Origin of the sequence: Euryhalocaulis caribicus, assembly GCF_000412185.1 — a bacterium.
In the GTDB taxonomy this organism is placed as follows: domain Bacteria; phylum Pseudomonadota; class Alphaproteobacteria; order Caulobacterales; family Maricaulaceae; genus Euryhalocaulis; species Euryhalocaulis caribicus.
This window is the reverse complement of record NZ_ASJA01000006.1, coordinates 16,475-38,831: the sequence shown is the minus strand read 5'-3', so window position 1 is coordinate 38,831 and position 22,357 is coordinate 16,475. Positions and strand designations below refer to the sequence as shown.

At 65.1% G+C, this 22,357-nt stretch carries 19 protein-coding genes and 1 other RNA gene; 9 read left to right on the top strand and 11 right to left on the bottom strand.

Annotated features, from left to right (window positions below; all coding sequences use genetic code 11):
• Window positions 1–163: 163 nt before the first annotated feature.
• The 4 genes from L338_RS06570 to L338_RS06555 all read right to left on the bottom strand — a co-directional run bounded on the left by L338_RS06570 (window position 164) and on the right by L338_RS06555 (window position 8,283).
• Window positions 164–2,284 carry a M13 family metallopeptidase gene (locus tag L338_RS06570; RefSeq protein ID WP_022697574.1) on the bottom strand — a complete coding sequence of 707 codons (2,121 nt, stop codon included), beginning with the start codon at window positions 2,282–2,284 and terminating at the stop codon, window positions 164–166.
• 106 nt (window positions 2,285–2,390) lie between these two features.
• Window positions 2,391–5,612, bottom strand: a complete 3,222-nt coding sequence (locus L338_RS06565) for an efflux RND transporter permease subunit (RefSeq protein WP_022697573.1) — start codon at window positions 5,610–5,612, stop codon at window positions 2,391–2,393.
• Window positions 5,612–6,859, bottom strand: coding sequence for an efflux RND transporter periplasmic adaptor subunit (locus L338_RS06560; RefSeq protein ID WP_022697572.1), 1,248 nt, complete (start codon window positions 6,857–6,859; stop codon window positions 5,612–5,614). Before L338_RS06560 ends, L338_RS06565 begins: the two co-directional genes overlap by 1 nt.
• On the bottom strand, window positions 6,856–8,283 hold the full coding sequence (locus L338_RS06555) for an efflux transporter outer membrane subunit (RefSeq protein WP_022697571.1): 1,428 nt from the start codon (window positions 8,281–8,283) through the stop codon (window positions 6,856–6,858). Before L338_RS06555 ends, L338_RS06560 begins: the two co-directional genes overlap by 4 nt.
• A gap of 248 nt (window positions 8,284–8,531) precedes the next feature.
• Here L338_RS06555 and L338_RS06550 point away from each other — a divergent pair, with 248 nt between their 5' ends.
• The 6 genes from L338_RS06550 (at window position 8,532) to phoB (ending at window position 15,309) form a co-directional block, all read left to right on the top strand.
• Window positions 8,532–9,914, top strand: a complete 1,383-nt coding sequence (locus L338_RS06550) for a sensor histidine kinase (protein WP_241762238.1) — start codon at window positions 8,532–8,534, stop codon at window positions 9,912–9,914.
• 107 nt (window positions 9,915–10,021) lie between these two features.
• The gene (gene pstC, locus L338_RS06545) at window positions 10,022–11,404 is read left to right on the top strand and encodes a phosphate ABC transporter permease subunit PstC (protein WP_022697569.1); all 1,383 of its coding nucleotides are present in this window, start codon (window positions 10,022–10,024) and stop codon (window positions 11,402–11,404) included.
• Complete coding sequence (gene pstA, locus L338_RS06540) at window positions 11,397–12,980, top strand: phosphate ABC transporter permease PstA (protein ID WP_022697568.1); 1,584 nt, start codon at window positions 11,397–11,399, stop codon at window positions 12,978–12,980. The genes pstC and pstA overlap by 8 nt, the downstream gene beginning before the upstream one ends.
• 80 nt (window positions 12,981–13,060) lie before the next feature.
• Window positions 13,061–13,855 carry a phosphate ABC transporter ATP-binding protein PstB gene (pstB, locus tag L338_RS06535; RefSeq protein WP_022697567.1) on the top strand — a complete coding sequence of 265 codons (795 nt, stop codon included), beginning with the start codon at window positions 13,061–13,063 and terminating at the stop codon, window positions 13,853–13,855.
• A 19-nt stretch (window positions 13,856–13,874) separates the two neighbouring features.
• Window positions 13,875–14,585, top strand: coding sequence for a phosphate signaling complex protein PhoU (gene phoU / locus L338_RS06530; protein ID WP_022697566.1), 711 nt, complete (start codon window positions 13,875–13,877; stop codon window positions 14,583–14,585).
• Between the two features lie 25 nt (window positions 14,586–14,610).
• On the top strand, window positions 14,611–15,309 hold the full coding sequence (gene phoB, locus L338_RS06525) for a phosphate regulon transcriptional regulator PhoB (RefSeq protein ID WP_022697565.1): 699 nt from the start codon (window positions 14,611–14,613) through the stop codon (window positions 15,307–15,309).
• Here phoB and L338_RS17325 read toward each other — a convergent pair.
• Window positions 15,298–15,642 carry a hypothetical protein gene (locus L338_RS17325; protein WP_152485833.1) on the bottom strand — a complete coding sequence of 115 codons (345 nt, stop codon included), beginning with the start codon at window positions 15,640–15,642 and terminating at the stop codon, window positions 15,298–15,300. The genes phoB and L338_RS17325 overlap by 12 nt on opposite strands.
• Window positions 15,643–15,741: 99 nt before the next feature.
• Window positions 15,742–16,257 carry a GcrA family cell cycle regulator gene (locus L338_RS06520; protein WP_022697564.1) on the bottom strand — a complete coding sequence of 172 codons (516 nt, stop codon included), beginning with the start codon at window positions 16,255–16,257 and terminating at the stop codon, window positions 15,742–15,744.
• Between the two features lie 194 nt (window positions 16,258–16,451).
• Here L338_RS06520 and dapE point away from each other — a divergent pair, with 194 nt between their 5' ends.
• Both dapE and L338_RS06510 read left to right on the top strand, forming a co-directional pair.
• Complete coding sequence (gene dapE / locus L338_RS06515; protein ID WP_022697563.1) at window positions 16,452–17,621, top strand: succinyl-diaminopimelate desuccinylase; 1,170 nt, start codon at window positions 16,452–16,454, stop codon at window positions 17,619–17,621.
• Window positions 17,618–18,214, top strand: coding sequence for a hypothetical protein (locus L338_RS06510; protein WP_022697562.1), 597 nt, complete (start codon window positions 17,618–17,620; stop codon window positions 18,212–18,214). The genes dapE and L338_RS06510 overlap by 4 nt, the downstream gene beginning before the upstream one ends.
• Here the strand turns inward: L338_RS06510 and truA are convergent.
• From truA to L338_RS06490, 5 genes are all read right to left on the bottom strand, one after another.
• Window positions 18,205–18,945: a tRNA pseudouridine(38-40) synthase TruA gene (truA, locus tag L338_RS06505; protein ID WP_022697561.1), complete on the bottom strand. Its 741-nt coding sequence runs from the start codon at window positions 18,943–18,945 to the stop codon at window positions 18,205–18,207. The two genes, L338_RS06510 and truA, sit on opposite strands and share 10 nt — an antisense overlap.
• Window positions 18,945–19,520: a 5-formyltetrahydrofolate cyclo-ligase gene (locus L338_RS06500; RefSeq protein WP_022697560.1), complete on the bottom strand. Its 576-nt coding sequence runs from the start codon at window positions 19,518–19,520 to the stop codon at window positions 18,945–18,947. The genes truA and L338_RS06500 overlap by 1 nt, the downstream gene beginning before the upstream one ends.
• A 3-nt stretch (window positions 19,521–19,523) precedes the next feature.
• Window positions 19,524–19,682, bottom strand: a non-coding RNA gene (gene ssrS, locus L338_RS16960) — 6S RNA.
• A 34-nt stretch (window positions 19,683–19,716) separates the two neighbouring features.
• A complete protein-coding gene (locus tag L338_RS06495) occupies window positions 19,717–20,043 on the bottom strand; it encodes a cell division protein ZapA (RefSeq protein ID WP_022697559.1) in 327 nt (108 codons plus the stop codon).
• Window positions 20,030–20,284 (bottom strand): hypothetical protein, encoded by a 255-nt coding sequence (locus L338_RS06490; protein WP_027068335.1) that lies wholly within the window; start codon window positions 20,282–20,284, stop codon window positions 20,030–20,032. The genes L338_RS06495 and L338_RS06490 overlap by 14 nt, the downstream gene beginning before the upstream one ends.
• 75 nt (window positions 20,285–20,359) lie before the next feature.
• Between L338_RS06490 and tkt the strand changes: the two genes are divergently transcribed.
• Window positions 20,360–22,354 (top strand): transketolase, encoded by a 1,995-nt coding sequence (tkt, locus tag L338_RS06485; RefSeq protein WP_022697557.1) that lies wholly within the window; start codon window positions 20,360–20,362, stop codon window positions 22,352–22,354.
• Window positions 22,355–22,357: the final 3 nt, after the last annotated feature.

Sequence of the window (22,357 nt, the reverse complement as noted above, 5' to 3'; positions counted from 1 at the left end):
GCCTGCCCTTTAGTCCCGAACATCACTTTAAAGCCCCGGCCGCAAAGCGGCAATTCGCGCTTACAGCGCATTTTGTCACGGGGGTGCATAAAGGGCGCCGGACCAAAAAGAAAGCGCCCCGGACAATATCCGGGGCGCTGACAGTGGTTAGGTAACGCGTGCGCTACCAGATTTTTACCCGCTCTTCCGGGGGCAGATAGAGGGCGTCTTCCTCGCTGACATCGAAGGCGGCGTACCACTCATCCATGTTGCGGACGACGCCGTTTACGCGGAATTCGGACGGCGAATGCGGGTCCGTCTTGATCCGGTTGATCAGCTCCTCGTCACGATACAGGCGCTGCCAGACCTGGCCCCAGGCCATGAAGAAACGCTGATCGCCGCTGAAGCCGTCCAGAACCGGCGCTTCTTTGCCTTCCAGCGAGATCTTGTAGGCCTCATAGGCGAGGTTCATGCCGCCCAGATCGCCGATATTCTCGCCCATGGTGAGCTCGGGATTGAGCGTGTAGCCCTCGATCGGCTCATAGGCGGCGTACTGCTCGCCAAATCTGCCGGCCAGCGCCTCGAAGCGCTCATTGTCTTCCTCGGTCCACCAGTCGCGAAGCGTGCCGGTGCCGTCGGATTTGCGGCCCTGGTCGTCGAACCCGTGACCCATCTCATGGCCGATCACCGCGCCGATGCCGCCGTAATTGACCGCCGGATCGGCGTTCGGGTCGAAGAACGGCGCCTGCAGGATGGCGGCCGGGAACACGATCTCGTTCCGGTTGGGCGAGTAATAGGCATTGACCGTCTGCGGGGTCATGAACCATTCGCCGCGGTCGATGGGCTGGCCCAGCTTGGAAATCATGTCATTCCAGCCCCAGACCTGCGCCCGGCGGCGATTGCCGTAATAGTCGTCTTCCACGACTTCCAGACCGTCATAGGTCTCGAACTCGTCAGGATAGGCGATTTTCGGGGTAAAGGCCGCCAGCTTGGCGCGCGCCTCTTCCTTGGTTTCCGCGCCCATCCATTCGACACCATTGTCCAGACGGCGCTCGAAGGCGATGCGCAGGTTCTCGACCAGCTCTTCCATCTGCGCCTTGGCTTCCGGCGGGAAGTGCTGCTCGACATAAACCTTGCCGACCGCTTCGCCGATCGTGCCATTGACCACGGAGACGCCGCGCTTCCAGCGCTCGCGCTGTTCCGGCTGGCCGCTCAGCGTCTTGCCGTAGAAAGCGAAATTGGCGTCGTCGAACTGCTTGGGCAGGGCGTTCGCATTGCCGTCGATATAATGGAAAGTCAGATAGTCCTTCCAGGTCTCGACAGGCGTGTCCGCAAACGTCGCGGAGAGCTTCTGGATGGCGTCGTTTTCACGCACCACGAACTCGTCCTGGTCCGACAGGCCGGCCGCCTCGAAGGTCGCGTCCCAGTCGAAGCCCGGCGCGTAGTCCTTCAGCTCGTCCAGCGTCATCAGGTTATAGGTCAGGCTGCGGTCGCGGCGCTTGGCGCGCTCCCAGCTGTTCTCGGCCATCGCCGTTTCCAGCTCCAGAATGGCCTGCGCCTTTTCGGCGCCGCCTTCCATTCCGGCCATGGTGAAGACCTGCTCGATATAATCGACATAGGCCGCGCGGATATCCTGGAACCGCTGGTCGTCGTTCAGATAGTAATCACGGTCCGGCAGGCCGAGGCCGCTCTGCGTGATGTAAAAGACGTAGCGGTCGGTCTGCTTGGAATCGATGTCCACGTAACCGGCATAGGGCGCGGGCGCGCCCAGCGCCGGATCGCCCATGGCGGCGGCGATTTCTTCATGGCTGGAAAGCCCGGCGATGCGGTCCAGATCGGCCTGCGCCGGCTCCAGCCCGCGCGCTTCGATCGCTTCCTGATCCATCCATGAATTGTACAGATCGCCGATTTTCTGTTCGGCGCTGCCCGGCGCGGCGTCCGTGGCGGAGGCGTCCTGAATAATCTCGCGCACCTGCTGCTCGGCTTCATCGGCCAGCGCGGTGAAGGAGCCGTAATTGGTCTTGTCGGCCGGGATTTCCGTCGTTTCCAGCCATTCGCCGTTTACATATTCATAGAAGTCGTCGCCCGGATCGACGGACGTATCCATCGCCTCCAGATCGACGCCCCATTCGCCGAGATCGGCGCTGGCGTCGGCGACTTGCTGTTCGCCAGCCCCGTCCGCCGTTTCGGCTTGCTGCTGCGTTTCGGCCTCAGCCGCGGCGTTGTCTTCCGCGGGCGTATCGGACTGGCCGCAGGCCGCGACCAGCGCGAAGGCCGCCGCGGAAAGCAGATATCTGGATTTCATCGAGTTTCCCCTTTTTGTTTCTTGCAAGGACCCTAGTTCGAAAACGCGCTCTGGCGCGCCCTTTTTACAGGACGCGCCAGAAACGCTTGTCTGTCAGAGCGTTAGCTCATTCCGCGGGCGCCGTATGACCGCCCTCGAGGACGTCCTTCTCCGGCACCGCCGCGAACTCCTTCTCCTCTTCCCAGGAGGAGCCGAATTTCGGCTGCCGCTGCCCCGTCCACATACGGCGCGAGAAGCGCGCAATGTCGACGCCGGTCGCGTACAGGGCCGGCACCATGAACAGCGTCAGGAACAGCGCAAACACCACGCCGAACGCCAGGCTGACCACCATTGGTTTCAGGAACGCGGCCTGCGTCGACTGTTCGGCGGTGATCGGCATGATCCCGACAAAGGTCGTGACCGTGGTCAGCAGGATCGGGCGGAAACGCTGCGTGCCCGCCTCGACCAGCGCCTGATAAGCGCCCAGCCCGCTCTGGCGAAGCCGGTTGACCATATCCACCAGCACCAGGTTGTCATTGACCACCACCCCGGCGGCCGCGCCGATCCCGAAGAAGGAGAACAGCGCCAGCGGCATGCCGAACAATACGTGTCCGAAATAGGCGCCGGCAGTGGCGAACGGGATGGCCGTCATGATCAGCAAGGGCTGGAAGTAGGAGCGGAAAGCTACGGCCAGCAGCACGTACATGCCGATCAGCATGACCAGTTGCAGCACCAGGATTTCCTGCATGAACTCCGCCTGTCCTTCGGCGTCGCCCAGCTGGCCGCGCGTCACATTGGGATAGCGGGCCGTCCATTGCGGGAAGAAATTCTCTTCAAGGTCCTTGAAGATATCGCCCCGCACCGGGTTTTCAGACCCGCCCGCGACTTCCGCGCTGACCGTCACCGACCGCATGCGGTCGCGGCGGGTGATGCGCTGGATCGAGGGCGCGAAGTTCGTTTCCGCGACGGTATAGAGCGGCACTTCCGCTCCGTTGGCCGTGCGGACGCGAAGGTTACGCAGGGAGTCCAGATCCCGGCGCGTTTCCTCCGGATAGCGCACCATGACGCGCACATCCTGACCTTCGCGGGGCAGGCGCTGGACCTCTTCGCCATAATAGGCCTGGCGAACCTGCCGCGTGACGTCCGACAGCGTCAGGCCAAGCGCCTGCGCGCCGGGCTTCAGCGAGATCTGCAGCTCCTGCTGGGAGGCCTGCAGATTGTCGGTGATGTCGAAAACGGCGTCATAGGTGCCCAGCTGGGCCTTCAGGTCCGCGACGGCGGCCTGCAGCCGGTCCAGATTGTCGGAGTTCACCGAGTACATGATTTCCGGCTGGTTGCCAGAGAAGGTCGCGTCGAAACGGATCTCCTCTGCGTCCGGAACCGGACCCATGGCCTCGCGCAGCCGTTCGGACACGTCCGAAGTCGGCAGATTGCGGCCCGGACGTTCTTCCGGCGCGGCGATTTCCATCCATGCGCGGACCCGGCCGTTCAGGGCCAGAACCGCTGAGCCGACGAACATCTCCGAGTCTTCGCCATATTCACTCTTGTAGTACTGGTCGACCTGATCCTGCGCCGCTTCCAGACGCGTCTTGAGAACCTCCGAGCGGGAGAACGGCGTGCCCTCGGGCAGCTCGATCGTGACCTGGATGAACTCGCTCTCGATGTCCGGCATGAACTTGAAGCCCAGCCAGCCCGTCGTCTGCAGGCCGATCGCCAGCATGAACAGCGCCATGAAGACGGCGATGGTGATGTAGCGCAGCTTCAGCGCCAGCTCGACAACCGGGCGATAGATATTGCGGGCGAACCAGACCAGGCCGTTGGCGATGCGGTCCTGCAACTGCATCAGCTTGCTAGTCGGCTTCGTCGGCTTGAGGTGCGAAAGGTGCGCCGGAAGGATCAGCAGCGATTCCACCAGCGAGAACGCCAGCGCGAAGATCACGACCAGAGAGATCTGGCGCGTCATCTGCACTTCCGGTCCCGACAGCATCATCCACGGGGCGAACGCCATCATCGTGGTGATGACCGCAAAGATCACCGGCTTGGCGACCAGTTGCGTGCCCAGCACCGCGGCGTCCAGCCCCTGATGCCGGCCGCTTTCGACCTCGTTATGGATATTCTCCCCGATGACGATGGCGTCGTCGACGACAACCCCGGTCACCAGGAGGAAGGCGAACAGAGACAGCATGTTCAGCGACACGCCCATGGCCGGCAGGAAGATGATCCCGCCCGCGAACGCCACCGCGATGCCCGCCGTCGCCCAGAAAGCGACCGCCGGACGCAGCGACAGCATCAGGACGATGAAGACCAGCCCCAGCCCAAGAAAGGCGTTGCCGGAAATCGTCGCCATGCGCGCTTCATAGGCCTCGGAATCGTCCCACCAGAGCTCCAGCTCCAGCCCGGCCGGCAGATCGTCGGCCTTTCTCTCGACGAATTCCTCGACCGCCGTGGCGGTCTCGACGACATTCATCTTCTCCGGCGTCATCAACATGATGAGCGCCATCGGATCGCCGTCGAATTCGGCATTGATATCGCCGTCCGCAAAGCCGTCCACGACATTGGCGACATCGCCCAGGCGAATGGTCGCGCCGCCGGGAGTCTGGCGGATGATGATGGTTTCGAAATCCTGCTTGGTGTCGGCGAGATTGCGCGCGGTCAGCGGCACGTCGCCAAGATCGGTGCGGACCTGACCGCCGGACGAGTTCAGCGACTGCGCGCGAATGGCGCGAGCGACTTCGTCAAAGGTCAGGTTGTAACGGCGCAGCGCCTCCTCGGACAGCTCGATCGAGACTTCTTCCGGGATGGTCGCATTGACCTGCGCCAGCGAGGCGCCGGGCAGCTGGGCCACCTCGTCGCGGACATCGCGCGCCACTTCCTGAAGCACCCGGCGCTCAACATCGCCGTGCAGCACCAGGCCGATGAACTGGTTTTGCGCTTTCCAGCGCGACACCACCGGCGGGTAGATGCTGGGCGGCAGATTGTTCACGGAGTCGACGCGCAGCTTCACCTCGTCGATGAAGGCGGTCATGTCGACGCTGCGTTCGGCCTCGATATTGACCGAGCCCGACCCTTCGCGGGCGGTCGACGTGATTTCCTCAATCCCGTCGAGATCGGCCATCGCCTCCTCGATCCGTACGAGGATCTGCTCCTCGACGTCCTGGGGAGAGGCGCCCGGCCAGGCCACGGAAACGGACACGCCATTCCAGGGCACGGACGGGAAGACTTCCCGCTCCATCTGCATGAAGCTGATGGCGCCGCCGATCAGCAGCACGAACATCAGGAGGTTGGCGGCGACCGGGTTGCGCGCCCACCAGGCGAAGATGCCTTTATGGCTGACCGTTGCGGGGCTCATCAGGTGGGTTCTCCATCATTGGCCCGCGCGATGCTGACATCGTCCTGGGCTTCGTCTTCCTCTTGCACGTCAACGCCTTCGCCCTCCACGCTCAGCGGGTCGAGCCGCAGGCCGTCGGTCGGGGTCTGGATCGGCGAGACCACCACGCGCTCGCCCTCGGCCACGCCGCCGGCAAGGACGGCGTTGTCAGGGCTGGAGTGAATGAGCTGGGCCGGCCGGATATCCAGCGTATCGTCATCGCTCACGACAAAGACATGCTCGCCATTTCTCAGCGCCTCACGGGGGATAACCACGGCGTTGGCGATCTGGCGGCCCTGGATCGCGGCGTCCACGAACAGGCCAACCGCCATCGGCACGCCATTGTCGGAGCCCGCGCCATAAGGATCCTGGACTTCCGCGATCGCATAGAGCGCGCGCGTTGTCGGATCGATGGCGGAGGAGGTGCGCACGATGCGCCCCGTCCACTCATGCCGTCCGCCGGCAATATGCGCGGCGAACTTCACTTGCGGGCCCAGATTGCTGTCCGTGCCTTCAAAGGCCAGGGGCAGATCGACCAGCGCCAGCTGGGAGTCGGTGAGCGGCAGGCGGATCTGCACCAGATCGGTCGAGAAAATCTGCCCAAGGCTCTGGCCCGGCGTCACGTACTGGCCGATATCGGCCATCTTGGTGCGCACGCGGCCTTCAAACGGCGCGCGGATCTGCGTCCGGCCCAGATTGATTTCGGCCTCGCTGAGCGTGGCCTGCGCGGAAGCCAGCGCGGCCTCGGCCTGCGCCATCTGCGGTTCGCGAAGGGCCAGGGCGGAGGCTTCGCCCTCGCCGATCTCTTCCCACTCGGCGCGCGCCAGATCCGCTTCGGCGCGTTCGCGCGTCAGGGCCTGCTGCGCCTCGGCGACCGCGGCGCGAGCGCGCGTGACCGCCAGCCGGTAATTGGAGTCATCGACCCGCATCAGAACCTCGCCCTTCTCGAAGAAGCCGCCCTCGGTGAAGGACGGATCGACATAGACGAGCTTGCCGGAAACTTCCGGAACAAGTTCGATTTCGCGGCGGGGCGTAACCTCGCCCTGCGCATCCACGGTCAGCGCGATGTCACGAACCTCGGCGGGCTCGGTGAATACGGCCAGGCCCTTGCGGACCTCCTGGGTCTGTTCGGGCTCCGGGCGCAGCGCGCCGAGGGCCGCAATGCCCACGATGGCCAGCACGATGATTCCGATCGGGGCGGCAACGACTAGAATTCTTCTCAGGATCATGAGCTTTGTTCCTCGGATTGGCGCGCCTCGTCTTGCTCATTCGCGGGCACGTTAAAGTCTCCGCCGATCGCCATATAAAGCTGCACGCGGTTGGAAACGCGCTGGCGGGAGGCGGTCAGATACTGGCTTTCAGATGTGATCCGCCGCGCTTGCGCGTCCAGCAGATCGAAAATGGTCCGCAGACCGTTATTGTACTGGCGCTCGGCCAGCTCCTCGGCGCGGGCGGCTTCTTCGGCCGCCTCTTCCAGCGCCGCTTCGCGGTCTGCAAGCAGAATTTCAGCTTCCAGCGCGTTCTCCGCCTCCTGCCACGCGAACAGCGCGGCATTGGCGTAGCTGGCCAGACGCTCGCGCGCGACCGCTTCCTGGCGGGTGGCTTCCGCGCGCAGCGAACCGCCGCGGAAGATCGGCTGGGCGACATTGCCGATCAGGCGCGCCACCAGCGTATCAACGTCCAGAAGGTCTTCGATGTCCGGTCCGCCCAGATCGGCCGTGCCGTTGAGGGTCAGGCGCGGCAGCAGGGCCTTGCGGGCCTGGCTGGCGCGCAGGCCGGCGGATGTCAGCCGCGCCTCGGCGGCGCGCAAGTCCGGCCGGCGGACCAGCAGTTCGCCCGGCGCCCCGGCGCCTTGCAGCGCGTGAAGGTCCGGCAGCGAGGCCACGGCCTCCAGCTCTGCGCCCGGATAACGGCCCAGCAGGACCTCGACCGCGCGCGCCGCGGAATCTTCAAACTGGATCTGCGAATAGAGCTGCGCGCGGCTGGAGGCCAGCGCGGAGCGGGCGAGCCGCACGTCCAGGCTGGTCGAAACGCCGCGCGAATAGCGCCGCTCGATAAAGCGCAGGGAGCGTTCGCGGTTTTCAACGTCGCGGCGCGCCAGATCGGTCTGCAAGCGCGCCTCGATCAGTTCGAACCAGCGCTGGGCCACGGCCCCGGCGATGGAAAGGCGGGCGGCCTCCAGATCGGCCTCGCTCGCTTCGACATCGGTCGCGGCGGCGCGGGCCTGGTCCGACAGGCGGCCCCAGACATCGGCTTCCCAGCTGGCGCTGAGGCCGGCGCTGTAGGAGGTCGATTCATTGCGCCGTCCTGTCGCCGCGTTTTCCGCGGACGTTCCGGTCGCGCCCACATCGGCGTCCAGCGTGGGCAGGCGCTGGGCGTTTGCCTGCACCGACAGGGCGCGCGCCTGCTCCACCCGGGCGGCGGCGGCGGCGATATCGTAATTATTGGCGACCGCCTCACTGATCAGGCTGGTCAGGATTGCATCATTGAACGCGCCGACCCAGTCGCCGGTCGGCGGCGTCGCCGCGTCAACGGCGGCCCATTCCGCCGGGGCGGCTTCAGGCTGGGCCAGGTCGGTGTCCGCGCCCTGCATGGTAGCGCAGGCGGAAAGAAGGACGGCGCCGCTGGCGGCGGTGAGGAGTATTTTCAGCATTCTGTCGTCTGGTCGTTTTGGTGTTGTTCAGGGTTTTGCATCGGGCGATCCGTGAGTCAAGAAATTTTTATCGAAAAACGCTAAATCTATAGCGACTACCAACAAATTCTTTCTGTTTTTCAACATGACAAATCTGTAATAATCCCTTGGCGCGCCTGACGGGGCGCATGTTCGCGCTTCGCAGGGCCGTCAATCTGGTAAAGTGATGCGAGTCACACCGTGTCTGGATGCGTATGAGTCAGGATTTCATGAAAAAATCGCCGGCCCGCGGCCGCGATATCGTTGTTACCGCCGGGATCGGCGCGCTGACCGTTGTCCTGCTGACCATGTCCGGCTCGGTGGCGATTGCGAACGCCGTGGCCGCGGTGGCGGCGCTGTGCGCGCTGTCGGCGATCTATTATTTGCTGGCCGGCAGCCCGCGTGAAATCGCCGCCGCGCCGGAGAAAACGGAATCCCTGCCCTCCCCCGAGGCCGACGCCACCGCCGCGGCGATGGTGGAGCTTCTGTCCGACCCGGTCCTGCTGATCGGACAGGGCGGACGAATCGAACGCGCCAACCGCGCCGCGCGCGACTTCCTGGGCCTGTCGCGCGACGGCGGCAATATCGCCTCCCTGATACGCCAGCCGAAAGTTCTGGAGGCCATAACCGCGGCGCTGGACGGCGACACCCCGCCCCCGGTCGAATACAGCGCCAATGCGCCTTATGAGAGTCATGTCCGCGCATTCGTGAATCCGCTGCCCCAGAAGCTGGGCGGTCAGCGCCTGGCCATGCTGCTTCTCCATGACGAGACCGCCACCAAGCGCGCCGAGCGGATGCGGGCCGACTTCCTGGCCAACGCCAGCCACGAATTGCGCACGCCGCTGGCCTCGCTGTCGGGCTTTATCGAGACGCTGAAGGGCCATGCCCGGCATGACGAGGGCGCGCGCGACCGCTTCCTGTCCATCATGGAATCGCAGACCGACCGGATGCGCCGCCTCATCAATGACCTGCTGTCCCTCAGCCGGATCGAGATGAACGAGCACGTCGCCCCGTCGGAGGAAGTCGATCTGGGCAAGATCGCCAAGGACATACTCGACACGCTCAAACCCATCGCGGCGGATCGCGGCGTCTCCTTCAGGCTGGACGCGCCGGAAACGCCGGTGACGGTCACCGGCGACCGCGACCAGCTGATGGCCGTGATCCAGAACCTGGCCGACAACGCCATAAAATATTCCCCCGGCGGCGCCACGGTGACCGTGGAAATCGCCGTGGGCGATTCGCCTTATGACGCGATCCGCCCCGGCGGCCGGCTGATCGAGGAATCGGGCCGCATGACCATCGTCAGCCCTTCCTCCGAAGGCGCGGTGGGCGTCATACGGGTTCGCGACCAGGGGCCGGGGATAGAGCGCGCGCACCTGCCGCGCCTGGCGCAACGCTTCTACCGGGTCGAGGAAGGCAAGGCCGAGGACCGCAAGGGAACCGGGCTGGGACTGGCCATCGTAAAACACGTCGCCACGCGGCATCGCGGCGGGTTCTCCGTCGAAAGCGCGCCCGGCCGCGGCGCGGTCTTCACCGTTTGCGCGCCGCTTGCCGGAAGCGCCGCGCCCGCGGCGGCGGGGAAACAGGCCGCCGAACCGCAAACTGCAGACTGACCGCCCGGTTTCATCAAACTGTCATGTAACCGTCATAAGCCCTCTAAGCGCGGGCGATCAGATGGCTCGCAGCCAAGTGATTCTGCACGTCGAGCCAGGACCCGCGCATGTCGGTTTCCCATATTGTCGCGCTGATACTGCTCGTCGCCACTGCGGCCGCCTATTACCGGGGCCGCGAGCGGGCGATGACGGTGGCCGGCGGCGCGCCTTCCCGCCTTCACTCCATGCCCAGCTATTCCGGCTATTATGTCGCGATCCTGACCGGGCTGCCCGCCTTTGCCCTGCTGATGCTCTACGCCGTGTTCGGCACGCCGCTGATCGACATGGCGGCGATGCAGAGCCTGCCGGCCAATGTCGCCAGCGCCCCGCCCGAACAGATTGAACTGTTCATGCGCGACGCGCGCGCCCTGGCCTTCGGCGAACAGCCCAGCCGCACCTCCGCCCTGCACATGGACATGGCCGACCGCATCGCCGGCCTGACACGCATCGCCACCTGGGTCGTCGCCCTGCTGACCCTGGCGATCGCCGGCGCTGGCCTTTATCTGGGCCAGTCGCAGGTCTCGACCACGCTGCGGGCGCGCAACCGCGTGGAAACCGTGGTGAAGGGCGTGCTGCTGCTCTCCTCCGTCATCGCGATTCTCACCACGCTCGGCATCGTCCTGTCGCTGCTGTTCGAATCTCTGCGCTTCTTCTCGGCGGTCTCGCCGATCGAATTCCTGTTCGGCCTGCAATGGAGCCCGCAAATCGCCCTGCGCGAGGACCAGGTCGGCCAGTCCGGCGCGTTCGGCGCCATCCCGCTGTTCGCCGGCACGTTCCTGATCACCGCCATCGCGATGACCGTCGCCGTCCCCATTGGCCTGTACGCGGCGATCTATCTTTCCGAATACGCCACGCGCACCCAGCGCAAGGTGTTCAAGCCGCTTCTGGAAATCCTCGCCGGCATCCCCACCGTGGTTTACGGCTTCTTCGCCCTGCTGACGGTGGGGCCGTTCATCCGCGCAATTTGCGAGGCGGCGGGCTTTGGCGTGCCCACGCAAAGCGCGCTGGCGGCGGGCCTGGTCATGGGCATCATGATCATTCCGTTCGTGTCCTCGCTTTCCGACGACGTCATCAACGCCGTGCCGCAATCGCTGCGCGACGGCGCCTATGCGATGGGCGCGACCAAGTCAGAAACCATCCGCCAGGTGGTGTTTCCCGCCGCCCTGCCCGGCATTGTCGGCGCGGTCCTGCTGGCGGTTTCCCGCGCCATCGGCGAGACGATGATCGTGGTCATGGCCGCAGGTCAGGCCGCCAAGCTGACCGGCAATCCGTTTGAATCGGTGACCACCATCACCGTGCAGATCGTGACCCTGCTGACCGGCGACCAGGAATTCGACAGCCCCAAGACGCTGGCCGCCTTCGCGCTGGGGTTGGTGCTGTTCATCGTGACGCTGTGCCTGAACGTGATCGCGCTGCGCGTGGTCCAGAAATACCGCGAGAAATATGACTGACGCCGCGCAAGACATATCGATCAAGCAGGCCGTCGAGGCGCGCCTGAAGAAGCGTCACCGCGCGGAACAGCGTTTCCGTCTCTATGGCCTATCCGCCATTCTTCTGGCGCTGGCCGCCCTGGCGACCCTGATCGGCAGCATCGCCATGCAGGCCGCCCCGGCTTTCACGGCATGGGAAATCACGCTCGATGTCGATCTGGACGCATCGCGCGCCGCGCCCGGCGTGGGACAGGCGCTTCCCGGCTCGCCGGAATTCGAGGCCGCCGTGCGCCGCGGCTCATATGCCGGCCTGATGCAGGACGCCATGCGCGACCGCTTCCCGCAGATCGAGGAGCGCAGCCAGCTCCGCGAGCTGTTTGGCCTCTATACCAGCGTTTCCTCCTCCGGCCTGATGAACCGCGTGCTGGATAATCCCTCGCTTCTGGACCGGCAGACCACCCACACCATTCCGGTCTCCGACGATGTCGACCGCTATCTGAAGGGACAGGTCACCGGGATTGAACGCGTCAGGAACGCAGGCGCCGCGCAGCTGGCGCTGGCCGATGACGGGGCCGCCAGCCTCCGCCTGAATCCCGCATTGCTGGACGCCATTCAGTCCGAAGCGGGCGAAGAGGGCTTCGGTTTCGGGATCGATGATCCCAGCGTCATCGTGCGTTTCGCGGACGGCGCGGCCCGCATCACCGGCCTGCAGGGCGACGTGGCGCAGGCGGAAATCCTGACCCCGTTCGCCGCCGGCGCGGGCGAGGCCTCGCTGCTGGTTCTCGAAACGCCGGAGGCCAACCGGCTCATCAGCGACGCGCAGATCGTCTGGACGGAGACGCTGCGCGACGCGGGCGTCATCACGCGCGGCTTCAACACCTATCTGTTCACCAATACGGACTCGCGGGAGCCGGAGCTGGCCGGCGTTCTGGGCGCCCTTGTCGGCTCCATCCTGACCATGCTGGTGACCATGTTCATGGCCGTTCCGGTGGGCGTCTTCACGGCCCTGTATCTGGAAGAATACGCCCCGCGCACCCGCTGGACGGACCTGATCGAGGTGAACATCAACAACCTCGCCGCCGTGCCGTCCATCGTGTTCGGCCTTCTGGGCCTGGCCGTCTTCATCAATTTCTTCGGCATGCCGCGATCGGCGCCGCTGGTCGGCGGCATGGTGCTGGCGCTGATGACGCTGCCCACCGTGATCATCTCCTCGCGCGCCGCGCTGAAGGCCGTGCCGCCTTCCATCCGGGAAGCGGCGCTGGGCGTTGGCGCCTCGCGCACCCAGACCGTATTCAGCCACGTCCTGCCGCTGGCCATGCCCGGCATCATGACCGGCTCCATCATCGGTCTGGCGCAGGCGCTGGGCGAAACCGCGCCGCTTCTGATGATCGGCATGGTCGCTTTCGTGGCCGACACGCCCAACACATTTACCGACCCGTCCACTGTCATGCCTGTGCAGATCTATATGTGGGCGCTGAACCCCGAACGCGCCTGGGAGGCGCGCAGCGCGGCGGCGATTATCGTCCTGCTGTCGCTGATGATCGTGATGAACGCCATCGCCGTTCTGTTGCGCCGGCGCTTCGAACGCAGATGGTAGAAATGGATAGAGACCAGCCCATGACCGACACCCCGACTCCGGCGGAGGGCATACAGCCTCCCAAGGGCCTGAGAGCCGCGATGGAGGAGAACCCGACCCACGGCGTGCAGCCGAAGCGCGACATGAAGGTCCGCGCCCGCGACGTCAGCGTCTTCTATGGCGGGAAGCAGGCCCTGTTCGATGTCGCGGTCGACATACCCGACCGCACCGTGACCGCGCTGATCGGCCCGTCCGGCTGTGGCAAGTCGACGTTCCTGCGCACCATCAACCGCATGAACGACACCATCGACACCGCCCGCACCACCGGCGTGATCGAGATTGACGGCCAGAATATCTATGAAAAGGACGTCGATCCCGTTCCGCTGCGCGCCCGCGTCGGCATGGTGTTCCAGAAGCCCAATCCGTTCCCGAAATCGATCTTCGACAATGTCGCCTATGGCGCGAAGATCCACGGCATTGCAGCCAATCGCGACCAACTCGAGGAAATCGTCGAGAACTCGCTGCGCCGCGCCGGACTGTGGGAAGAGGTGAAGGACCGTCTGGACCAGCCCGGCACCGGTCTTTCCGGCGGCCAGCAGCAGCGCCTGGTCATTGCCCGCGCCATCGCGGTCTCCCCGGAAGTCATCCTGATGGACGAGCCGTGCTCGGCGCTGGACCCCATCGCAACGGCCCGGATCGAGGAGCTGATCGACGAGCTGCGGGAAAATTACTGCATCATCATCGTCACCCATTCGATGGCGCAGGCCGCGCGCGTTTCGCAGCAAACGGCCTTCTTCCATCTGGGCAAGCTGGTGGAATCCGGCGCGACCGAGGAAATGTTCACCAAGCCCCGGGACGAGCGCACGCAGGATTATATCACCGGCCGCTACGGCTAGAGGAAAGCGTTAGAAGATCATGTCCGAACATATCGTCAAATCCTTCGGGGAAGAGCTGGAACAGCTCTCCGCCGACATCGCCCGGATGGGCGGCCAGGCCGAATCCATGGTCGCGGACTCCGTGCAGTCCGTCATTCGCCGCGATCCGGAACTGGCCCGTGAAATCATTGCGCGCGACCAGCGCGTCGATGACGCCCAGGCCGATCTGGAGCGCAAGGTGATCCGCCTGTTCGCGCTGCGCCAGCCCATGGCCAGCGACCTGCGCGCCACCTTCGCCGCCCTGAAAATCTCCGCCGACCTGGAGCGCATCGGCGATCTGGCCAAGAACATTGCCAAGCGCAGCCGCGTGCTGAGCGAGGCCGAGGCCCTGCCCGTCGCCCGCGGCGTCGACCAGATGGGCCGCGCGGTCAGCCAGCAGCTCAAGAACGTTCTGGACGCCTACGCCCACAGCCATGTCGACAAGGCGGTGGACGTGTGGACCAGCGATGAAGAGATCGACGAACATTATAACAGCCTCTTCCGGGAGCTGCTGACCTACATGATGGAAGACCCGCGCATGATCAGCGGCGCGACCCATCTCCTGTTCATCGCCAAGAATCTCGAGCGCATCGGCGACCACGCCACGAACATCGCCGAGGTCATCTATTTCGTGGTCACCGGCGAGAACCTCGCCAAGGACCGTCCCAAGACCAACACCGTCGAAGCCGGCCCGGAGCCGGAAGAGGATTAGGCCAAGAGCCAGGGGAGCGTAGCTGATGGATCCTTATGTTCTGATCGTGGAGGACGAGGAATCCCTCGCCGCTCTTCTGGAATATAATCTTGAGAAGGAAGGCTATCGCGTCGGCCTCGCCCCGGACGGGGAAGAGGCGATGACCATGGTCTCCGAGGAGACGCCGGACCTCATCATCCTGGACTGGATGCTGCCCAAGCTCTCGGGGATCGAGGTCTGCCGCCGCCTGCGCAACCGGCAATCGACCCGCAACGTGCCAATCCTCATGCTCACCGCCCGCGGCGAGGAGGCCGAGCGCGTGCGCGGGCTGGACACCGGCGCGGACGACTATGTCACCAAGCCCTTCTCGATGACCGAACTGTTCGCCCGCATCCGGGCCGTGCTGCGCCGCATCCGGCCGGGCCTGGCCGAGGACACGGTCACCTATGGCGACCTGCAGATCGACCGGGTGGCCCACCGCGTGAAGCGCGCGGGCGAGGAAATCCATCTCGGGCCCACCGAATTCCGGATGCTGGATTATTTCATGCAGAACCCGGGACGGGTCTTCTCCCGCGAGCAGCTCCTGGACGCGGTCTGGGGCTCTAACGTCTATGTGGAGGCGCGCACCGTGGACGTCCATATCGGCCGCCTGCGCAAGGCCCTCAAGCGCGAGGGCCGCAACGACCCCATCCGCACCGTCCGCTCCGCCGGCTACGCCCTGGACATGGGCGCGTCAAATTCCTGAGATACCGGCACACACACCATCTTGGATCTTATATTCGAGCGATTGCTTTAAACCCGGCGTGACATATCCGACCAGACATGTCGTTTCACTGCCATTCTTGAGACGAACCCGGATATCGCCCGAGCCTTCACAAGTGATTCCAAGGTGCGTGCTGAAAACGCCTTGAGATTCAGAAAGCGGCTGATGCTTGCCGCAGACCCGCAATTCAGCGCTCGCCACCACGCCTTCCGGATCACGCACGACAAAACCGTTCTCAACACGCTGGCATGAAGCAAGAAACATCAAACCAAAACAGATGAGCAGTGCGTTCTCTCGCTTCATGTTGCGCTCCATAAGCAAGCTCCTGGCCTACTTGGCATGAATAAAAACATGGGCGCGTCAGCCTCCTGACGCGCCCATACCCGCTCCCCCCTGTTTGTTTCGGCTGGCCGTCTAGCTGGCGCGGCGGGAGGCCAGCGAGTTCAGCAGCGAGTCCGCGTCCGGCGTCTTGCGGCGGCGCTTCTTGGCCGGCTGGTAGGCCATCTGCTGGTGCGCCTCGCAATAGGGCGAGCCCTGGCCCGCCTTGCGGCCGCAGAAGCGGAATTCCGAATCGTCCGGGTCGCCAATCGGCCATTTGCAGATGTGATTGTTCAGCGTCAGCACCGTGGCGTATTCGCCGCTGGGCAGCTTCTGCGCCTCCACCGGAACGGGCTTGGGCGCGGTTTCGCGTTCCGGCTGCGCGGTTTGCGCGGCGGGCCTTGCCGGGGCGCGCTTGACGCGCTGCGCCGGTTTCGCCGGGCGGCGCACGGGGCGCGACGGCGTTGCGCGGCCTGAAAGGCCCAGCCGGTGAACCTTGCCGATCACGGCGTTCCGGGTTACCCCGCCCAGCTTCTGGGCGATCTGGCTGGCGCTCAGACCTTCGGTCCAGAGCTTCTTAAGCGTCTCTACGCGCTCATCGGTCCAAGCCATCGTCCTCTCCTTTACCCCAAGATGTTGTGTTCGCGGTGGTGAGGGATCACCCCGCTCTCACAAAATATCGTAGCCGAAAGCCCTTATACCACAAGATACCGGATCAGGCCTATCCACAGGAAACGACATGTTGTGGGTGCAGTCCGGACTTGCGGCCTATGGGACTGGACGGGAAGGCGCGCTAAGGATGGGGCGTGACACAGGACCTGACCGACCCGATTCCCTTCCTGCAGACGCTGATCCGCAAGCCCAGCGTAACCCCGCGCGACGAGGGCGCGCAGGAGGCGCTGCAGGACGCGCTCAGCCAGATGGGCTTCCGCTTCACGCGTCACCGCTTTGGCGATGTGGAAAACCTGTATGCGCGGCTGGGCTCCGACCAGCCCAATTTCTGCTTTGCCGGCCATACGGACGTCGTGCCCACAGGCCCGGAAGAAGAATGGACCTATCCGCCCTTCGCCGCCGAAATCCATGACGGCGTCCTGTGGGGGCGCGGAACCTCCGACATGAAAGGCGCCATCGCCGCCTTCGTCGCCGCCTGCGCCCGCTATCTGGACGCCAAGGGCCAGCCCGCGGGGTCCATCAGCCTGCTGATTACAGGCGATGAGGAAGGCCCCGCCATTGACGGCACGCGCAAGCTGCTGCCCGCCGTCGTGAAGGCGGGGGAGCAGATCGACCACGCCCTGGTGGGCGAGCCGTCAAACCCCGCCGCCATGGGCGACATGATCAAGCATGGCCGCCGCGGCAGCTTCAACGGGACCATCCGCGCCGTGGGGGTGCAGGGCCACGTCGCCTATCCGCACAAGGCGAAGAACCCCGTTCCCGCCCTCCTCGACCTGCTGGACCGCCTGCGCGGCCGCGTGCTGGACGAGGGCGCGGAGGACTTCCAGCCGTCCAATCTGGAAATCTCCACCATCGATGTCGGCAATCCGGCGCACAACGTCATCCCGGGGGCGGCCCGCGCCATGTTCAATGTCCGCTTCAACATCGCCCACAAGGGCGATGAGCTGGTCAAATGGGTGGAGAAGGAAGCCAAAGCGGTCGAGAAAGAGACCGGCGTGAGGATGGAGCTGGATCTGCGCGTCTCCGGCGAAGCGTTCCTGACCCAGCCAGGCGATTATACGGACCTGCTGCAACGCGCCGTCGAAGCGGAAACCGGCCGCAAGCCGGAGCTTTCGACCAGCGGCGGCACCTCCGACGCCCGCTTCATCAAGGATGTCTGCCCGGTGGCCGAGTTCGGCCTGACCAATCCAACGATCCACCAGATCGACGAGCGCGTCAGCCTGGACGACATGGAAACCCTGACCCGCATCTATACCCGCATCCTGATCGATTATTTCGACAAATTCGGGAGCCGCCCGGCGTGATTGCGGATTTGCGCCAGCATCTGGCGGGCGTCGTGGCGATGCTCAGCTTCAAGGAAGACTGGCGCGCCCATTTCGACGTGTCCGAACGCGGCCTCTGGCGCTCCTTCCTGGCCGCGGTCTGGGGCGTTCCCTTCTTCGCGCTGGTCCTGATCATCCAGAGCAAGCTGGTTCTGGCGCTGGCCGAAGATCCGGCGCAGGCCCGCACGGCCGGTCTTGGCTACGCGGTCACGCTCTATGCCGTCATGTGGCTGTATTTCCCGCTGGTCGCGCGCCTGTTCACCGGCGCGTTCGGCCTGAGGGACTCGCTGGCGCCCTGGATCGTCGTCCATAACTGGACGCTACTCTTCCTTTTGATGGTCCACACCGTGATCGGCCTGCCCCTTCTGGCCGGCCTCGTCTCGGCGGAGGCGCATTACTCCACCACCAGCTTCTATTTCCTTTTGGTAGTCTTCGCCCATTGCCGGGCCGCCATCGGCGCGCTGGACGCGCCGTGGTCGCTGGCCATTGGCGGGGCCTGTCTGGCCCTGATCCTGTGGCTGATGGCGCAGCTGGGGCTGGCCTACATGCTGTCAGGCTCCGCCGTTCAGGCGTAGTCGACCCGCACCAGATACAACCCGTCCGGCGGCGCCACCGGCCCGCACGCGGTCCGGTCCATCGCCTCCAGCGCAGCGCGCATATCGTCCGCGCTCCATTTGCCGATCCCCACCTCCACCAGCGACCCGGCGAAGGAGCGCACCTGACGGTGCAGGAAGGACCGCGCGGAACAGGAAATGTGCACTTCCGGCCCGACGCGCCGCACGGCGATGGCGTCCAGCGTCTTCACCGGCGATTTCGCCTGGCACAGCGCGGCCCGGAAAGTCGTGAAATCATGCTGGCCGGTCAGAACCTGCGCCGCCGCGTCCATCGCCGCCGCGTCCAGTTTCCGCGGCACGCGCCACACCCGGCCACGATCCAGCGCCAGCGGCGCGCGCCGGTCCGCCAGACGATAGAGATAGGACCGGCTTGTCGCGTCGAACCGGGCGTGAAACTCATCGCTGACCCGCCCGGCCGCCAGCACCGCCACCGCGCTGCGTCCCAGATGCGCGTTCAGCGCGTCGCGCACCGTGTCGTCCGGCAAGTCCTTCCGAAGATCGACATGGGCGACCTGACCCAGCGCATGCACGCCGGAATCGGTGCGCCCCGCCCCGTAAACTTCCGACGCTTCGGGATCCAGCTTCAGCGCCGCCTCTTCCAGCGCCTGCTGCACGGACGGCCCGTTTTCCTGACGCTGCCACCCGGCGAACGGCCCGCCGTCATATTCGACTGTCAGCTTGTAGCGGGGCATCAATGCGTCTCGTAAGCCGCGCGCTCGGTCAGGATCCAGTCCATTTTCTGGTCATGCGCCTCGGTCGGCACGCGCTTCACGCGCTGCGCCTCATAGGCCAGGCCGATCACCGTCACCGCATGCTCGGCGCGCAGGCGTTGCAGCGCCCGGTCATAGAACCCCGCGCCATAGCCCAGCCGCCGCCCCTTGGCGTCGAAGGCCAGCATGGGGGTCAGCAGGAAATCCGGCGTCACCTTGTCGGCGTCCTCCGCCGGCGTATCGACGCCGAACAGTCCACGGATCACCGGATCGCCCGGCTTCCATATCTTGAAGCTCAGCGTCCGCTCCGGCTCCGCCACCGGCAGCGCGGTCGTCGCGCCCTCGCAGGCGAACATCGCCAGCAGCGGCAGCGGGTCGATCTCGCCGGGAAGCGGGTGATAGGCCGCCACCACGTCGCCGATGGACGGCCAGGCCCCTTGCGGGAAATGCTCCAGCAAGCGCTGCCCCGCCCCGGGGTCGGAGCGCGCAGCCTCGTCCCGCAGGACTTTCATCTTGCGCCGGAGCGACTTCTTGCTGGGTCTGAAAAGCGAAAACATGCGGCGGCTCCGCGAGGACCGTTTCGGCCTAACCTTCTCTAGGACCTGGCTAACCAGGTGGGCGCCGTTTGCAAGGGGCCACGGCCCCGGGCAGTGACAGCTCCCTATAGAGATAGGTACGGTCGCTGAGATGGTGGCCTATCACGCGAACCGCAGACGCCGCCATAGCGGAATGTGGGGCCGGAAGGGCGATTGCTCAAGGGGTTTTCTCCGCGCGATCTGCAAGGGCCTCGATCCGCTCCGCCGCCTTGATAAGGGCTTCGGCCGCGGCATTACCGTCTCCGTCGTCCCTGGCCTTGCCGCGCAGCGCCTCGTTCTCGCGCGCCGCATCGGCCAGTTCGTCGGACACCACCAGCGCGGCCATCAGGAACAGCCGCAAATCGCCGATCTGTCCCACGCGTTCGGCCAGCCGCGACACATGTGAATCGAAATGCCGCGCCAGCGATTTCAGGTGCTCTTCCTCGCCCGGTTCGCAGCCGACAGCGAAGGAGCGCCCGTTGACGACAATATCAACCTTCGCCATTGCGCGCGGCCTCCCCGGCCTCCCGGATCGCGGCCTGCACCTCTTCTATGGCGCCGGCCAGAACCTGCGATGCGTTGGCGGCGGCTTCAGCCAATTCAGCGTCCGGGGCTTGCCTTTCTTGACTGGCCCCGCTTTCAAGCAATGTCACGAAGCGTGACTCGAGTCTGGACAGCGCCTGGTCCAGGCGCTGTGCGGCGTGTTCGAGACCACGTTCGGAGGAATCGTGCGAATCCGTCATCATTCCTTCAAGCAAGCTTAGTCATGGCGCTGCGGCGTTGAAAAGACGTTTTGATCCAGGCAGGGGCGAAAGCATCACATGAATAAGGCCGAAATTACGACACGCCGCCGCATGGCCGACGCCATCCGCGCGCTTTCCATGGACGCTGTGCAGAAAGCCAACTCCGGTCACCCCGGCATGCCGATGGGCATGGCCGATGTCGCGACCGTGCTGTTCAGCGACTTCCTTAAATACGACTCAGCCGACCCGCAATGGCCGGACCGCGACCGTTTCGTGCTCTCGGCGGGCCACGGCTCCATGCTGCTCTACTCCCTGCTCCACCTGACCGGCGTGCCGGGCGTGGAGATGGACGATCTGAAGAATTTCCGCCAGCTGCACTCCAAGACGCCGGGCCACCCGGAATATGGCGACACGCCGGGCGTGGAGATGACTACCGGCCCGCTGGGACAGGGCATCTCCACCGCGGTCGGCATGGCGATGGCCGAGCGCCTGATGAAGGCCCGCTACGGCGACGATCTGGTCGATCACCGCACCTTCGTCATCGCCTCCGACGGCGACCTGATGGAGGGCATCAGCCACGAGGCGATCTCCCTGGCCGGCCATATGAAGCTGTGCAACCTGACCGTCCTGTTCGACGACAATTCCATCTGTATCGACGGCGATGTCTCGCTGGCCGAGACCGGCGACCAGGTGAAGCGGTTCGAGGCTGCGGGCTGGAACGTGCAGAGCGTCGACGGCCACGACCATGAACAGATCCGCGCCGCGCTGGCCGCCTGCATGGAGTCGGACAAGCCGAACATGATCGCCTGCCGCACCAAAATCGGCTTTGGCGCGCCCACCAAGGAAGGCACGGCTTCGACCCACGGTTCGCCGCTGGGCGATGAGGAAATCGCCGGCACCCGCAAGAATCTGGGCTGGGACCATGAACCGTTTGAAGTGCCGGACGACGTTCTGAACGCCTGGCGCGAGGTCGGCGGGCATGGCCGCGCCGCCCGCGAAGCGTGGGAACAGCGCCTGAACGGTCACGAGAAAAAGGATGCGTTCCAGCGCGCCATCGAAGGCCGCCTGCCGGAAGGCTGGCGTCAGGCGATCCGCGACCATGTGCAGAAAATGGCGACCGAAGCCCCGGCCATGGCCACCCGTCAGGCCTCCGGCGCCGCGCTGGAAGCCCTGATCCCGGCCGTGCCGGAAATGATCGGCGGCTCGGCCGACCTCACCGGCTCCAACAACACCCGCACCAAGGACATGCAGTCGGTTACGCCGGATGATTTCTCCGGCCGCTACATCCATTACGGCGTCCGCGAACACGGCATGGCCGCGGCGATGAACGGCATGGCGCTGCATGGCGGGGTCATCCCCTATTCCGGCACCTTCCTAGTGTTCTCCGATTACTGCCGCCCGTCCATCCGCCTCGCGGCCCTGATGAAGCAGCGCGTGATCCACGTGATGACGCATGACTCCATCGGCCTTGGCGAAGACGGCCCGACCCACCAGCCGGTGGAGCATCTGGCCGCCCTGCGCGCCATGCCCAATGTGGCTGTGTTCCGCCCGGGCGACGTTGTGGAGGCCGCCGAGTGCTGGGAGCTGGCGCTGGATAATGCGGACGGCCCGTCCGTCATGGCGCTCACCCGTCAGAAGCTGCCCTGCCTGCGCCAGCCGCAGACCAAGCGCCCCAAGAACATGTCCGCCCTCGGCGGCTATGTCCTGACCGCGCCGGAGGAAGGGCTGGAGGAGAAATGCGTGCTGATCGGCACCGGCTCCGAACTTCACCTGGCGGTCGAGGCGCAGAAGCTGCTGGCCGAGAAAGGCATCGGCGCCCGCGTCGTCTCCATGCCGTGCTGGGAACTGTTCGAACAGCAGCCGCAGGATTATCAGGAGAAAGTGCTGGGCGAGGGCCTGCCGAAGATCGCGGTCGAGGCCGCCATCCGCATGGGCTGGGACCAGTGGATCGGCCGGGACGGCGTGTTTGTCGGCATGACGGGCTTCGGCGCGTCGGCCCCCTACGAACAGCTCTACGATCATTTCGGCATCACGGCGAAAGCCGTCGCGGAAGCGGCGCAGACACTGGTCTAGCTT